The sequence below is a fragment of the Enterococcus saccharolyticus subsp. saccharolyticus genome (assembly GCF_029023825.1).
Classification (GTDB): Bacteria; Bacillota; Bacilli; order Lactobacillales; family Enterococcaceae; genus Enterococcus_F; species Enterococcus_F saccharolyticus.
The window spans coordinates 2,230,060-2,244,969 of the sequence record NZ_CP118957.1 but is presented as its reverse complement, the minus strand read 5'-3'; the positions used below and the strand labels follow the sequence as shown (position 1 = coordinate 2,244,969).

Below are 14,910 nucleotides of genomic sequence, written 5' to 3'. Positions count from 1 at the left end.
AGACAAAAGATGTCTTTTATCTCACTTCTTCTTTATATTGATTTTCTCTTTTAATGCTTTGTTTTGCAATAGATAACTCTACGTCTAATTCTTCTAAATCATCCGCCACAAATTTTTGATAGTCTTGTGTAATCAACGATGCCATTTGGTCGATAATTTGAATACTTTCTTCCATTTTTTCATAGGTGTCACGACTTTTAATTTCGTGATTGTTGATTTCTAAATATTTATTTGTTAAATCAACCATATTTGGTAAGTGTGTATAAAGAAAATGACTGGCTTCGTTTAAACGTGTTGGTTCTTTAACCAACTCTTTAAACAAGGCTTTGGCTGCACGAATTGTATCGTGGCGTAAGTCAATCGCTTTTAATTTAGCATTTTGACTGATGTTTGCTTGCAGCTTTTCAATTTCTTGTTTGGCTTGATTTAAGGTTTCACGGAAAAACTCAATTTCACGATAAGACATTCCGCTTTCAAGATAGGTTTGCTCACGTTTTTTTGATAAAACAGGCAAACTATTGTTTGAAACTGGTGCGGATTTTCCTTTGAAACCATACACAACCAGTAGAACACCGCCAATTAGTAAAAGAACAGGGAAGTAATCTGATAACATCGTGCCAAAAATAATCGCACCGATAGTGACAAGACCAATAATAGTCCAAGTTGAACGTTTCATTTGCTCATTCCTCCTAAATTTATTGGATACAACATGCTCGTTCGAATTCTTTGTTGTTTACAAATTTATTTTAGCATGTAACTGAAAAGAAAAGAATCCGACTTGCGGTGGATTTTTGGAATTTAGGAAATTTATAAGAAATGTCTATTTTTCAATAGTTTTCTCCTTTATGATACGAAATTTAAGACACATGTTTCTGCTGTGCTACGAATTTCGACAAAATATTTTTCATTTCGTTGTAATTTGGGTAAGTCATGTGCTGCATTGGGTTTAAGCGTATATTCCCCAATTTGTTGATTGTCTGACAGACGAGTAATCCGAATGTCAACGGTATCGGTTTCGGAAGCGTTGACAACTTTTTGTATGCCTAAAAAAGCACGTGTGGAAAGATAAGGAACGGTTTGACTGTCAGTATCTGTAAAGGTGATGGGTACCCACTGATCTTGTTTATTTTGTGGGATTTGAGTGACAGCGACTTCATGCGCAGAAACAATGTTTGCAACATTCGTCCCTTGATAGGTTAATGCCAAACCACCAATTAAAAAGAAAATGACCGTCAGTAATCCTAAAATAAGATAGCCTTTTAATCGATTTTGTTGTTGTTCATGGGCGATCGTTTTAATGACAGAAGGGTCTTTTGAGAAGAATTTTTCAAGAGGAACATCAAATAAACGGCTGAGAGAGACGAGACAGGCTAAATCAGGAAAGCTTTTGCCACTTTCCCAACTTGAAATAGTTGAGCGAGACACAGCGAGTTTATCGGCTAATTGTTGCTGTGTCCAATTATGATCGATACGATATTGTTGTAACTGCTCTCCGAGTGATTTCATCATTTTCCTCCTATATACTTTTGCACCATACTGAGTAATTCGGTTGCTTCTTCCTTTTATTATAGAGGAATTATGAGTAATTTTCTATTTATAATCTAATTTCATGCTCATTTATCCGACGACAGTAGGTTGAATTTCTTCGTTTTCTTTGCAAATCTCTATCTTAGGTCTTAGGAAATCTCAACTTTTCTATGGTAAACTAGGTGATAATGAATAAATCAAGAAAGAATGGTGGTACAATGCTTCGTTATGAAGATTTTGAAGAAAAAACAATAACCCGTAAAGAAATTTTCCATGGAAAAATTATCGATGTGGCGTTAGATGAAGTTCGTTTACCAGATGGACAGACAGCGCAACGTGAACTAGTTTTTCATCCAGGTGGTGTGGGCGTATTGGCTTTAACCGATGAAAATAAAATTGTTTTGGTCAAACAATTTAGAAAACCTTTGGAACAAGTAATTTTTGAAATTCCAGCAGGCAAAATTGACCCAGGTGAAGGACGTCATCCAGAAGAAACGGGTGCTCGTGAGTTAGAAGAAGAAACAGGTTACCGTGCAGAAAGTATGGAACATTTGGCATCAATGTATTTATCACCAGGATTCGCCAATGAATTATTGCACGTCTATTACGCAAAAAATATTAAAAAAGTGGACAATCCACTAGCACAAGATGACGATGAAGTGTTAGAAGTCTATGAATGGACACTAGCAGAGGCAAAACAAGCGATTCAAGAAAAAACAATCTGTGATGCAAAAACAATTTTTGCGATTCAGTATTGGGAATTGTTGATTGCCCAAGGGAGGGTATAAGATGGCAAAGCGTCCCTTAGTGACACGGTCAGAATTACGAAAACGAAAAGATGAAAAAGAAGCTGCACTAGAGCGTAATCGTCAAATTATTAAGAAACCAAAAGCGACAGCAACTTCATCGAAAACACCAAAAAAACAAGCGCCTAAAAAAACGAAAAGTAAAACAAAAGAACCTACAAATTATTATCGAAAAGAATTAAAAAAAGAGACATCGAAAAAAACACGTACAAGTGAACAACAACGTTCGCGTGAAATGAATACTTTTTTAGTGAAGAGTATTGTCATTGTGGCGTTATTACTTGTTGTTGTAATGATGATGATCTTTTTCTTATAAAGGAGTCGGACAATGAAAATTGGAATTATTGGTGCTATGGCACAAGAAGTCGCAGTATTGAAAGAGAACTTAACAGAATTGCAAACATGGGAAAAAGCAGGAGCCGTTTTTTATGCGGGCACTTATGCAGGACATGATGTGATTGTCGTGCAATCAGGGATTGGTAAAGTGTTGTCTTCTTTAACAACTAGTTTATTGATTCAACAATACGAGGTTGATTGTGTGATTAATACTGGTTCAGCAGGGGGTATCGGTGCGGGTTTAGCAGTCGGCGATTTAGTCATTTCAGAAAAATTAGCGTATCATGATGTGGACGCGACTGGTTTTGGTTATGCTTACGGACAAGTCCCTGGTGGTATGCCGTTATATTATGAAGCGGATGCTCACTTGATGCAAGCAATTGAAAAAGCCGCTGAAAAAACTAATCATCAAGTGAAAAAAGGCTTGATTGTTACGGGAGATTCGTTTATTGCAGACCCTGAAAAAATACAGGTTATTTTAGAGCATTTCCCAGAAGCATTAGCTTGTGAAATGGAAGGTGCAGCGATTGCACAAACAGCTATGCAATTTGACGTTCCGTTTTTAGTGATTCGCGCGATGAGTGATACAGCCGATCATGATGCAACGCAATCCTTTGATGAGTTTATTGAAATAGCAGGAAAACGTTCTGCAGAGATGGTTTTAGCATTTGTTGAAGCTTTAGTTTAGGAGGAAGACGTATGAAAGCATTGATTTCGATTGATTATACCAATGATTTTGTGGCAACAGACGGCGCGTTAACAACCGGCGCTGCGGGTCAAGCGATAGAAGAAACGCTTGTGGCACAAACCCAAGCATTTATTGAAGCAGGAGACTTTGTGGTCTTTGCGATTGATCGTCATGACAAAGAGGATACCTTTCATCCAGAAAATCGATTGTTTCCACCACATAATTTAGCTGGGACGACTGGTCGTCAATTGTATGGCAGCTTAGCTCCAGTTTATGAAAAGCATCAAGCTGCAAAAAATGTGTATTGGTTAGATAAGCGACATTATTCCGCATTTAGTGGAACGGATTTAGACATTCGTTTGCGTGAACGTCGCATTACAGATATTTATTTAACAGGTGTCTGTACCGATATTTGTGTCTTGCATACGGCTGTGGATGCGTATAATTTAGGTTATCACATTCATATTATTGAAGATGCGGTTGCTAGTTTTGATCCACAAGGTCATGAATGGGCATTGCGTCATTTTAAAGGGAGCTTAGGTGCGACCATCGAATAAAAAACAAACGAGAGAGCAAGCTCCTAGCATTTAGCAGGAGCTTGCTCTCTCGTTGTTTTTTTATGTTGTTCTTTGTTGATTTACCAAATTTGCACGCGATCTTCTGGTGCACGATACATTGCATCACCAGCTTCAATACCATAAAACGCATGAAAGTCGGCTAAATTTTGTAATTGGATGTTTGCGCGTAATTTAGCAGGACCGTGTACATCAACAGAAAGCAAGAGTTGTTGGTATTGCTCTTTTGCTTTGGTGCGCCAAATTTTCGCCCAATTTGTAAAGAAATCATCAAGTGCGACGTTGCTTTCTTTTTTCGCGGCTTCTAATGCACAACTTAATCCGCCCGCATCAGCAATATTTTCAGAAACGGTCAATTTACCATTTACTTTTCCACCCGCGATTTCTAACCCATCAAATTCAGCAATCATCGCTTCAGCTAATTGATCAAAATGTGCGAGGTCTTCGTCAGACCACCAGTTATTTAGGTTGCCAAATTCATCAAATTTCGCCCCATTATTGTCGAAAGCATGTGAAATTTCATGAGCAATCACTGCCCCAATCCCACCATAATTGGCACTAGCTGATTGCTCCACGCTATAAAATGGTTTTTGTAAAATAGCAGCAGGAAAAACAATCACATTCATCATGCCGCTGTAATAAGCATTGACAGTACAAGCAGCCATGCTCCATTCATTGCGATCGACAGGTTGTTTGACTTTACTAAAACGATTTTCACGTGCCAAACGTGAGAAGTGACGGACATTGCTGACAAGTGTACCGCCTTCTTCTGCTGTTTTAGTTACGAATAAATCATAAACTGCTGGAATTTTATCAGGATAACCGACATGTACGCCCATATTGTTTAATTTGACAATCGCTTTTTCGCGCGTTGCTTCACTTAACCATTCTTTGGTTGCCAAACGTTCTTTATAAACGCCAATCATCGTCTGTACCATGTGTTGGACATCTTGTTTGGCTTTATCTCCAAAATATTTTTGGCCATAATACAAGCCAATTACTTGTCCAAATTCACCTAATGTTAAATAATAAGCAGCTTTTTCTTGCGGCATTGCTTCATCAACACCAGAAAGAAAACGACGATAAGTACCACCTAATTGGCGCAATTCTTCACTTAAATAACTTGTATAGGTCAAAATAGTTTGGACGTACATCCAACTTTTCATTAAAGGAAAATGATCGTCACTAATGATTTCGTCAAATGCTTCAAAATAAATTGGTTCTGTCACGATGACTTGATCGATAGTGACGGAAAGCAACTCATCGATGGCTTTTAGAAAATCAATCTGTTGAGAGTAAGCTGCTACTTCCGTTACTTTTTTAGGATTATACGCTTTGGTGTAATCAGCACTTTCTTCGGCGCTTAAAACATAAGGTGCCAATGCTTTGTCGAAGGCTAGCGCTTGTTCAGCAATTGTTTCAGCTTCCGGAAGTGTTTTTCCAAATTGTTGTAATAGTTTAACTGTCATTTCAAAGAAGACTTGCAATAATTTTTCGGTTTGGGGATGTCCCTCTTCATAATAGGTTTTATCTGGCAAAATTAAGGAGGTTGGATTTAAGTAAAGCGCATGTTCGGTCGCTTTTTTCATGTCCGGCATGACAAAAAAATGAAACGGTAACGGTAAACCTTCTTTGATCCAATCACCTAGTTGTTGGTTTAATGCTTCAAAAGAGGTCAAATTTGAGACGCGTGCTAATAAATCAGCAATAGGTGTGCTTCCCAATTGATTTCTAGTGTCGTAATCACGTGCTAATTGATACAGTTTAACGGCATCTTGCATGCGATTTTCAGGAAGTTCTAAAGAACCATCACTCATTTGATTTAATTCATTCATTAACAGTTGGTCAATTACTTCTACTAAATCTTGAAAACCACCTGTTGCGGGTTTGTCGGCTGGAATGACTGCTGTTTTGATCCAGTCACCATTGACATACTCATAAAAATCTTGTTTTTTCAAATCTGACATTGTTTTCACTCCATTTCATCTTCTTATTATGATACAGTTGAACCAAACACGCAAATGAAGAAGGAGCAAATCAATGAAAAAAGATGAATGGAACGGCATTGCAGAAGAACGTTTTAAAGCATATCGTCAATGGACAACGCCTCAAGGTTATCTTTGTGGAACCCATGCGGCAGCAGTTTTGTTGGCATATTATCAAGATTATCTGGATGAAGACATTATCCCAACGTATATCCGTCAGAAGAACAGTCGTCAATCGCAAGCGTTGGTGAAGTTTTTACAATTATTTATTCAACGTCATGGCTTACCAACAATCGCCTTACAAATTTCACATGGATTATCGACGTATTTTGATTATATTGACAAAAAGCTACGGGCGCGAATGACCATGGCGGGAGGTTGGCAACGTGCGGTAAAACGAATTGACCAAGGCAAGCCGGTAATTGTCGGTGTGTTAAAAGTGTTAGGCAGCACATATGGCAATCACTGGGTGACAGCTTATGCGTATATGGAAACCAGCGATGGCCAACGTTTTTTTAAGGTTCATGACAATTGGGGAAACTACAACAAGGTTATTCCAGCTAAATGGGTCAATGGCACAATCTCACTTCCTTGATATCGTACAGAGAGTCATGCTAAACTAAATCCGTAAAATGTGTTAAAATGAAAAAAAATTCTATTTGGAGGATCACATGGTCGAAAAATATCACGATGAATCGTTGAAAATCTTTAGTTTGAATGGAAATGTTCCATTAGCAGAAAAAATTGCAGAAGTATTTGGTTGTAAATTAGGAAAATGCGACATCAAAAAATTCAGTGATGGCGAGATTGCTATCAGTATTGAAGAAAGTGTTCGTGGTGCGCATATTTACATCATCCAATCAACGAATCAGCCAGTAAATGATTACTATATGGAATTAATGATTATGATTGATGCGATGAAACGCGCTAGTGCGAAAACAATTAATATCGTCCTTCCTTATTATGCGTATGCTCGTCAAGACCGTACGGCAAAACCACATGAACCAATCACGGCGAAGTTAATTGCCAATATGTTAGTTGAAGCAGGTGCAACGCGTGTCTTAACACTTGATTTGCATACCGTTCAAGTTCAAGGATTCTTCGATATTCCTGTGGATAATTTATTTACAAGCCCATTATTTGCGCATTACTACATGGAAAAAGGCTTCCAAGGTGATGATTATGTGGTTGTTTCTCCGAAAAATAGTGGTGTTCAACGTTCAAGAAGTTTAGCTGAATATCTAAATACGACATTGGCAATTGTTGACCAAGACGATGAATTAGAAAATGGCGGCTATGTTATTGGTGATGTCGCTGGTAAAACATGTATCATGGTTGATGATATTTTAAATTCAGGTAAAACCTTTGCTCAAGCAGCTCGTTTATTAAAAGAAGCCGGTGCTAGTGATATTTATGCTTGTGCTTCTCATGCATTGCTTTCACCACCAGCCAAAGAAACATTAGACGCTGCGCCAATCGAAGATATTTGTGTGACTGACTCTTGTTTAACCGATGAAGCACGTCACCCAGAAAAATTAACGTATGTGACTTGTTCAAAATTAATGGGTGAAGCGGTGAAACGTATTCACGAAAATACACCAATGAGTCCTTTATTTAAATTAGACGACGAAAATTATTTATAAAAAAAGCAACCAATCAAAGAAGTAGCCGCATAGTGCTTCTTTGATTGGTATTTTTCACAAGTTTGTTATAATAACGTTATTAAAAGAGAAGGTGGAAAAATGACATATTTAGATCATGCGGCAACAACACCTGTACGGCCCGATGTTGTAGAAAAAATGAGTGAAGTGATGTTGGAAGTTGTAGGCAATCCTTCAAGTATTCACCAATATGGGCGACGTGCACACGAATATTTAGAAAATGCACGTCAAGTGATTGCGGATAGTTTAGGTGTGACCGCTCATGAAATTATTTTTAATAGTGGGGGCACAGAAGGCGATAATACTGTATTAATTAGCACGGCGCTTGGTCGTCAAGCTGAAGGTAAACACATTATTACGACAGCTATTGAACATCCAGCGATTTTACGCACAGCAGCATACTTAGAAACATTAGGTTTTGATATTACTTATTTACCTGTGGATGACAATGGACAAATCCAAAGCGCCGATGTGGAAGCAGCTTTGCGTCCGGATACCATTTTAGTGTCGATAATGTTTGCAAATAATGAAACAGGGAACGTACTACCTATACAAGAAATTGGCGAATTACTTATTGAACATCCTGCTTGGTTTCATACGGACGCAGTGCAAGCGTATGGAAAAGTGCCATTATCTCCAAAAGAATGGCATATTGATTTATTGACGGTTTCAGGTCATAAAATTAATGGTCCTAAAGGTATTGGTTTCTTGTATAAAAGTGATGACGTGCAATTAAAACCTTACCTTCACGGCGGAGAACAAGAAGAAAAACGTCGTGCAGGGACTGAAAATTTAGCAGCTATTTGTGGAATGGCGCAAGCAATTACAGCATTGACACCAGAGATACAAGCTGAAAAACAACAAACATATGCCGAATTTTCAACATATGTCCTAGAACAATTAACCAACGCTGGGATAGCTTTTCATTTGAATGGTGATGAAAACCAAAAATTAGCACATATTTTGAATCTACGTTTTCAAGGAGTTCCAAGTGATTTATTGTTAATGCATTTAGATTTAAATGGTTTTGCTGTCTCAACCGGTTCGGCATGTACGGCTGGCAATGTGGAACCTTCTCATGTGTTAGAGGCGATGTATGGCAAAGCTTCCCCAGCAATTCGAGAATCCATTCGTATTAGTTTTGGTTATGGCAATACTCAAGCAGAAATTGCGGCTTTTGTATCGGTATTAATCGCAACTGTGCAACGGTTGAAAAGAGACTAGTCAAACGTATTCGAACCCTTTATAATGAGAATAAATGAACAAGATGAGGTGAAAAAATGGCATTCCAAGAAATCGATACAGTGTTAGGTGCAGCAGTGAAGTATCGTTTAGCACCAACCGCTAAACGTTATACATTACGCGACAATGGCTTTACCGAAACAAAAGGCGGCAACTTCCAATTGATCCGTCCACTAGAAGCGACACCACAAAGTAAAGAAGGTTTTAAACTAAAAATCACTGTCGATAAAGACATCAAAAAAATCAAAATGTCCGTGACGACAGCGAATGGTTTAAAAGCTGTGAATATTTTCAAAGATTCAACCAATGATTTGTTACAAGAAAAATTTTATTTCTTAATGGACGGTTTTATCAGCCGTGGATTATTTGAAAAAGTATAAGTTTTTGTTATAAATGAAAACAAAAAATATCCGAACACGAGAGATTGAATGGCGTTAATTCAAATGAATTAGCACTATGGACGAACCTGTTAGCACGCAGCTCCAGCTTTCGACTGTTCGGATATTTTGTTATTGTTACAGTCTGATAGGTTTATCTGAAAATCTGCTTGCATAAGAAGTAGATTTTTTAGTATGTGTGTTTATATCGAGAAAATCGAAATGTCCATTAATATGGACATACAAAAAAGATTGCGCTTACAAAAAAGCGATATAGTATATACAAGGAGTTGATGATATGCAGCTTAGCCAGAGAGAAAATCATTTGTTAGAACTATTGATAAAAAATGACATGACTCTAACAGCACAAGAGCTCGCCAGTTTTGCTCATGTCTCTACTAAAACAATTTACAGAACGATTAAAAGAATTAATGATGAGTCTTCTAGTGGAGATATTATCGTTTCTGAAGTCGGGAGGGGTTTTCGTTTAGACTATGAAAAGTACTTGAAGGAAAGTCGAAAAGGAAATTTAGAACGAATGGATGAAGCATTAAATCGACGCAATAGTATTATGTTAACGTTACTTTTTAAATCCCCGTATTCAGTAAAAATCAGTGAATTATTTGAACCTTATTTCGTGACCGAAACGGTTCGTATACAAGACATTAAAAAAATGACATTTTTCTTGAGAAAGTATCAGTTAGAACTAAAGAAACAGAAGCAACGTTTATCGATTGTAGGAACAGAAAAAGATATCCGAAAGACCGTCAATTATTTAATTGGGCAAGAGAATCTTATCAATGAAACATTTTTGGCAGATGCTAAAAATGTAAACGCTTATGATATTGATTATATCACTTCATTACTAGAATTTATCGAAAAAAGGTTACGAACCACAATTAGTTATCCTTATAATATCAATATTTTTTCACATCTTTATATTTTATTGAAACGAAGTCGTGAAGGAACGATTTCGAAAAAAATAGATAGCACTCTGGATCGAGATGAAGAAAAATTAATCACTAAATATCAACCGATTTATGATGTATCCACTGAAGTAGTTCAGCGGATGAGTGGTTATCTTGGTTGTAAATTAGCAGAAATTGAATCTTTTTTCTTATTTCAATATTTGATTTCTTCACGTTTAGAAAATCAAGACAATATTGTGATGAATGAAGAAGATGCCGTTGAATTGACTTTGTTTTTTATGGAAGAAATGAGAAAACTAATCGGAGCCGAAATTAATATTGACGAATATCAAGAAGATTTAATTAGTCATATTACCCCATTATTGTATCGCTTAAAAAATGAAATCGTTATCAAAAATGAACTGTTAAAAGATATTCAGTTAGAATATCAAAACATGTTTCAATTTGTTTCACAAGTGTCTAGAAAAGCAGAACAAAAGTTTCATTTATCAACGATTAGTGAGGATGAAATTGGCTTTTTAGTTTTATATTTCGTTCGTTATAAAGAAATACAAAAACGAAAAAAGCGCATATTGATTATGTGTAGCAGTGGTATCGGGACGTCAGAATTGTTAAAGGTAAAGGTTAGGAAAGCTTTTCCAGATATAGAAATTGTCGATGTCCTTTCTTCTAAAAAATTCAGTAAGAATTTAGAACGATATGAAAATATTGACCTAATCCTTACAACGATTCATCTTACATCTCCAACTGCGATACCCACCATTTTAGTCAATTCTGTTTTTACAAAACAAGATGAAGCACGAACAAAGAAACTTTTAGGAGGAATTGGGAATGGATCAACATTTAACAGAAAATTTCAGCATAGCTAATGTCATTACAGAAGATTTGGTGAATTTAGAGTTACAAGCAACAACGAAAGAAGACGCTATTAAAGAATTAACAGCACTTTTGTATCAACATAATTTAATTACAGATGTAGCAGGTTTTTTGGAAGATGTATTTAATCGTGAAAAGGAGGGAATGACTGGATTAGGACAGGGGATTGCAATCCCTCATGGCAAGTCCGATTGTGTAACCAAGACATCACTTGTAGTTGGTAAGACAGCACAACCAGTTCCGTGGGAATCTTTAGATGATGAACCCGTGAGCATTATTATTTTGTTTGCGGTACGTAATGTCGAAGCAAATACGTTACACATTAAATTATTACAAAAAGTGGCCATGTTGCTTGCAGATGAAACGTTTATTGAGGAATTGCATCACGCGACAACGAAAGAAAAAATGATTGAATTACTATCTAAAGAACCAGAATAGACAGCAACAATTGGATAATAGTGAACGATAAGAGGAGGAAATAAAATGAAAATTGTTGGCATTGCAGCGTGTACGTCGGGAATTGCTCATACGTATATTGCAAAAGAAAAATTAATCAAAGCCGCACAAGCACTCGGTCATGAAATTCATATTGAAACGCAAGGAACAATTGGAACAGAAGATGAGTTAACGCAAGCAGATATTGAAGCGGCAGATATTGTCATTATTGCTGCAGACATCAAGGTTGGTGGTAAAGAACGTTTCAAAGGAAAAAAAGTAGTGGAAGTTCCGACTAGTTTGGTTATTAAAGCACCTAAAGGATTAATCAATAAAATAGAAGAACAATTATAAAGGAGACAGAGTTATGTTGCGTAAATTAGAAATAAAAAAACATGCGTTAACAGCTATTTCTTATATGTTGCCCGTTGTCGTTACAGCAGGTTTATTGATTGCTATTGGTAATTTAACGGGTGGACAAGTAATTAGTGATTATTCTACTAATTATTCTGTATCAGATGCGCTTGTTTCTTTAGGCGTATTGGGAATGGGGTTATTGGCTCCAGTTATTTCGGCTGCAATTGCTTATTCGATTGCAGATAGACCAGGAATTGGCCCCGGTTTATTTATGGGATTAATTGCCAATTCTATTGGCGCAGGTTTCTTGGGCGGTATGCTAGGTGGTTACATTGTCGGTTTCTTCGTATTGTTTTTAGTGAAAAACCTTAAAGTACCAAAATGGGCACAAGGCTTGATGCCAATGATGATTGTACCAGTGACATCGACTATCGTTGTTGGTTTGGCGATGTATTTTGTAATAGGTGTACCAATTGTGTGGGCGACCAATGCTTTGACGGAATTTTTAACAAATCTGCAAGGATCAGGGAAATTCTTATTCGGTTCAATTGTTGGAGGAATGGCGGCCTTTGACTTTGGTGGACCAGTCAATAAAGTGGCATCATTATTTGCTGACGGTATGTTGTTGGAAGGAATTCAAGAACCTGAAGCAGTAAAAATCTTAGCATCAATGGTTCCACCATTTGGGGTGACATTTGCTTGGGTGTTATCGAAACTTTTCAAGAAACCGAAATTCTCACAAGGAGAAGAAAATAATATCAAAATTGCCTTTCCGATGGGATTAGCAATGATCACAGAAGGAGTTATTCCTATTGCTGCCGTGGATCCGTTGCGGGTGATTGCTTCTTGTACAATTGGTGCAGCGATTGGCGGTGGATTAAGTATGAGTTGGGGTGTAGGATCACCCGTTCCTTCGGGTGGGGTATTCATTATTCCTGCTATGACAGATCCTTTAAAATTTACGCTGGCTTTATTAATAGGATCGGCAATTACGGGTATTTTACTTTTTGTCCTGAAAAAAGAACCTGTCGAAGTCATAGAAGATGTAGAGGAAGAAGCAGTTGACTTTTCATCAATCAAAATTTCCTAGGAGGTTTATTATGTATGTTTCAATGAGAGAGATGCTAGCTAAAGCCAATCGAGAAAAATATGCTGTATTGGCAATCAACTGTTTTAATTTAGAAACAGCCAAAGCAGTTATTGATGCAGCTGAAGAAATGCACGCGCCGATTATTGTAGATTTATTGCAAGATCATCTAAAAATGCATTTAGACTATCGTTATCTCACACAACCCATTATTCGCATGGCAAATAATGCTAAAGTGGAAGTTGCTATTAATTTAGATCATGGACAAGATGTGGCATTTGTGAAGCAATGTCTTCAAGAAGGTTTCTCAAGCGTCATGATGGATGCTTCTATGTATCCATTAGAAGAAAATATTCGTATAACCAAAGAGATTGTTCAGTTTGCGCAACAATTTAATGCCAGTGTTGAAGCTGAAGTAGGCGATTTAGGTGTCGTTGATGGGAATCAATGGACCAATACAGAAATGTATACGAATCCAGATGATGCTATTCAATTTATACAAGCTACAGGAGTCGATTGTTTGGCGCTATCTTATGGTTCAACACATGGCGATTATCCCGAAGGCTACGTACCAGAGTTTCGTTTTGATATTGTGGAAAAAATCAAACAAGTGACACAATTACCACTTGTTTTGCATGGGGGATCTGGTGCAGGGGAAGAAAATATTCGTCAATCAGTTGCATTAGGAATCAATAAAATTAATGTAGGTTCTGACTTTATGAAGGCGCAATCTTTAGAAATACAAAAACAATTAGCAAAAGATGCAATGATAGGTTATCCAGAGCTAATACATGCAACGATGGCAGCAGGCAAAGAAGTAGTAAAAAAATATATTGAGATAGCGGGTTCTAAAAATAAAGCTTTATAAAAAAGATCGGAGAGAATAGTATGTTAATAAATATGAATCAAATGTTAGAAGTTGCAAAAGAAAATAAATTTGCTGTTGGCGCATTTAATGTGGCAGATAGCAATTTCTTACGAGTGGTCGTTGAAGCAGCCGAAGAAAATGATTCTCCAGCAATTATTGCAATCCATCCAACGGAATTGGATTTTGTTAAGGATGAGTTTTTCCAATATGCTGTGTCTCGAGCAAAAAATAGTAGTGTGCCTTTTGTGATTCATATGGATCATGGGGATAGCTTAGCTAGTATTATGCGTGCGATTCATTGTGGGTTCACTTCTGTGATGATTGATGGTTCTCTCTTACCCTTTGCAGAAAATATTGCGGTAACAAAAGAAGTGGTTGATGTGTGTAAAAAAATTGGTGTTTCTGTTGAGGGAGAGTTAGGAACAATTGGTAATACTGGAACCACAATCGAAGGTGGGGTTTCAGAAGTTATCTATACAAAACCAGAAGATGCCGAAGAATTTGTTGCAAAAACAGGGATTGATACATTAGCCGTAGCGATTGGTACAGCACATGGAATCTATCCAAAAGATGTTAAACCAGAGCTAAAAATGGACGTATTGGAACAAATTAAAGAGCGAGTGGATATTCCATTAGTTTTACATGGTGGTTCAGCGAATCCAGACGAAGAAATAGCCCGAGCTGTCCAAATTGGTATTCAAAAAGTGAATATTTCTTCAGATTATAAATATGCGTTTTACAAAAAATGTCGTGAAATTCTAGCAAGTACGGAATTATGGGATCCGAACGCTATTTTCCCAGAATGTATTGATGCTGCTAAAGAAGTTGTCAAACAAAAAATGGGATTATTTCAGTCAATTGACAAAGCCAGTTTGTACCGAGAAAGTAATGAACGACCATTTAGACACGAGTTCAATTAAAAATTATAGTGATAGAATCAAAAAGCAATCCTGGTCGATATAGGATTGCTTTTTTGATTACATACTTTTAAAATTTAGCGTTCTATATACGCTAGTAATCATTTATTTTCCAAAGAAAGTCGTAACATTCAGTAGTCCTGCAAGCCATTGTCCACGATGTAATTTTTTTAATAAAATTACATCGTTGGATAAACGACTTTTTAGGGATGATTCTCGGAGTGCATGAATAACGTTTAGTAGC

At 37.0% G+C, this 14,910-nt stretch carries 17 protein-coding genes; 14 read left to right on the top strand and 3 right to left on the bottom strand.

From position 1 onward, the window contains the following. Window positions 1-16: 16 nt before the first annotated feature. Window positions 17-676 (bottom strand): 5-bromo-4-chloroindolyl phosphate hydrolysis family protein, encoded by a 660-nt coding sequence (locus tag PYW32_RS11440; protein ID WP_016174154.1) that lies wholly within the window; start codon window positions 674-676, stop codon window positions 17-19. A gap of 167 nt (window positions 677-843) precedes the next feature. Beyond that, window positions 844-1,506: a helix-turn-helix transcriptional regulator gene (locus PYW32_RS11435; protein WP_016174155.1), complete on the bottom strand. Its 663-nt coding sequence runs from the start codon at window positions 1,504-1,506 to the stop codon at window positions 844-846. Window positions 1,507-1,745: 239 nt separating this feature from the next. On the opposite strand from PYW32_RS11435, the gene PYW32_RS11430 reads away from it, so the two are divergent. From PYW32_RS11430 to PYW32_RS11415, 4 genes are read left to right on the top strand one after another with little or no spacing between them, the layout of a single operon-like run. Next, window positions 1,746-2,315: an NUDIX hydrolase gene (locus tag PYW32_RS11430; RefSeq protein ID WP_035010026.1), complete on the top strand. Its 570-nt coding sequence runs from the start codon at window positions 1,746-1,748 to the stop codon at window positions 2,313-2,315. 1 nt (window position 2,316) lies between these two features. After that, window positions 2,317-2,649: a cell wall synthase accessory phosphoprotein MacP gene (macP, locus tag PYW32_RS11425; protein WP_016174157.1), complete on the top strand. Its 333-nt coding sequence runs from the start codon at window positions 2,317-2,319 to the stop codon at window positions 2,647-2,649. A 12-nt stretch (window positions 2,650-2,661) separates the two neighbouring features. Further along, entirely contained in the window at window positions 2,662-3,357 is a 696-nt protein-coding gene (locus tag PYW32_RS11420; protein WP_016174158.1) for a 5'-methylthioadenosine/adenosylhomocysteine nucleosidase, read from the top strand. 11 nt (window positions 3,358-3,368) lie between these two features. Next, window positions 3,369-3,914: a cysteine hydrolase family protein gene (locus tag PYW32_RS11415; protein WP_016174159.1), complete on the top strand. Its 546-nt coding sequence runs from the start codon at window positions 3,369-3,371 to the stop codon at window positions 3,912-3,914. Between the two features lie 80 nt (window positions 3,915-3,994). On the opposite strand, the gene PYW32_RS11410 is transcribed toward PYW32_RS11415, so the two are convergent. Continuing rightward, a complete protein-coding gene (locus PYW32_RS11410; protein ID WP_016174160.1) occupies window positions 3,995-5,899 on the bottom strand; it encodes a M13 family metallopeptidase in 1,905 nt (634 codons plus the stop codon). 73 nt (window positions 5,900-5,972) lie between these two features. Between PYW32_RS11410 and PYW32_RS11405 the strand changes: the two genes are divergently transcribed. The 10 genes from PYW32_RS11405 (at window position 5,973) to PYW32_RS11360 (ending at window position 14,669) form a co-directional block, all read left to right on the top strand. Further along, window positions 5,973-6,512 (top strand): C39 family peptidase, encoded by a 540-nt coding sequence (locus tag PYW32_RS11405; protein ID WP_016174161.1) that lies wholly within the window; start codon window positions 5,973-5,975, stop codon window positions 6,510-6,512. Between the two features lie 76 nt (window positions 6,513-6,588). Next, window positions 6,589-7,560: a ribose-phosphate diphosphokinase gene (locus PYW32_RS11400; RefSeq protein ID WP_016174162.1), complete on the top strand. Its 972-nt coding sequence runs from the start codon at window positions 6,589-6,591 to the stop codon at window positions 7,558-7,560. A 99-nt stretch (window positions 7,561-7,659) separates the two neighbouring features. Beyond that, window positions 7,660-8,802: a cysteine desulfurase family protein gene (locus PYW32_RS11395; protein ID WP_016174163.1), complete on the top strand. Its 1,143-nt coding sequence runs from the start codon at window positions 7,660-7,662 to the stop codon at window positions 8,800-8,802. A gap of 56 nt (window positions 8,803-8,858) precedes the next feature. Then, window positions 8,859-9,200, top strand: coding sequence for a DUF1831 domain-containing protein (locus PYW32_RS11390; protein ID WP_016174164.1), 342 nt, complete (start codon window positions 8,859-8,861; stop codon window positions 9,198-9,200). Window positions 9,201-9,495: 295 nt separating this feature from the next. Further along, a complete protein-coding gene (locus PYW32_RS11385; RefSeq protein WP_016174165.1) occupies window positions 9,496-10,995 on the top strand; it encodes a BglG family transcription antiterminator in 1,500 nt (499 codons plus the stop codon). Then, the gene (locus tag PYW32_RS11380) at window positions 10,958-11,440 is read left to right on the top strand and encodes a PTS sugar transporter subunit IIA (protein WP_016174166.1); all 483 of its coding nucleotides are present in this window, start codon (window positions 10,958-10,960) and stop codon (window positions 11,438-11,440) included. Before PYW32_RS11385 ends, PYW32_RS11380 begins: the two co-directional genes overlap by 38 nt. A 45-nt stretch (window positions 11,441-11,485) precedes the next feature. Then, complete coding sequence (locus PYW32_RS11375) at window positions 11,486-11,791, top strand: PTS fructose transporter subunit IIB (RefSeq protein ID WP_016174167.1); 306 nt, start codon at window positions 11,486-11,488, stop codon at window positions 11,789-11,791. 13 nt (window positions 11,792-11,804) lie between these two features. Next, on the top strand, window positions 11,805-12,884 hold the full coding sequence (locus tag PYW32_RS11370) for a PTS fructose transporter subunit IIC (protein WP_016174168.1): 1,080 nt from the start codon (window positions 11,805-11,807) through the stop codon (window positions 12,882-12,884). Window positions 12,885-12,894: 10 nt separating this feature from the next. Next, window positions 12,895-13,749 carry a class II fructose-bisphosphate aldolase gene (locus PYW32_RS11365; protein ID WP_016174169.1) on the top strand — a complete coding sequence of 285 codons (855 nt, stop codon included), beginning with the start codon at window positions 12,895-12,897 and terminating at the stop codon, window positions 13,747-13,749. A 20-nt stretch (window positions 13,750-13,769) separates the two neighbouring features. After that, window positions 13,770-14,669 carry a ketose-bisphosphate aldolase gene (locus PYW32_RS11360; RefSeq protein WP_016174170.1) on the top strand — a complete coding sequence of 300 codons (900 nt, stop codon included), beginning with the start codon at window positions 13,770-13,772 and terminating at the stop codon, window positions 14,667-14,669. The last annotated feature ends 241 nt before the right edge of the window (window positions 14,670-14,910 follow it).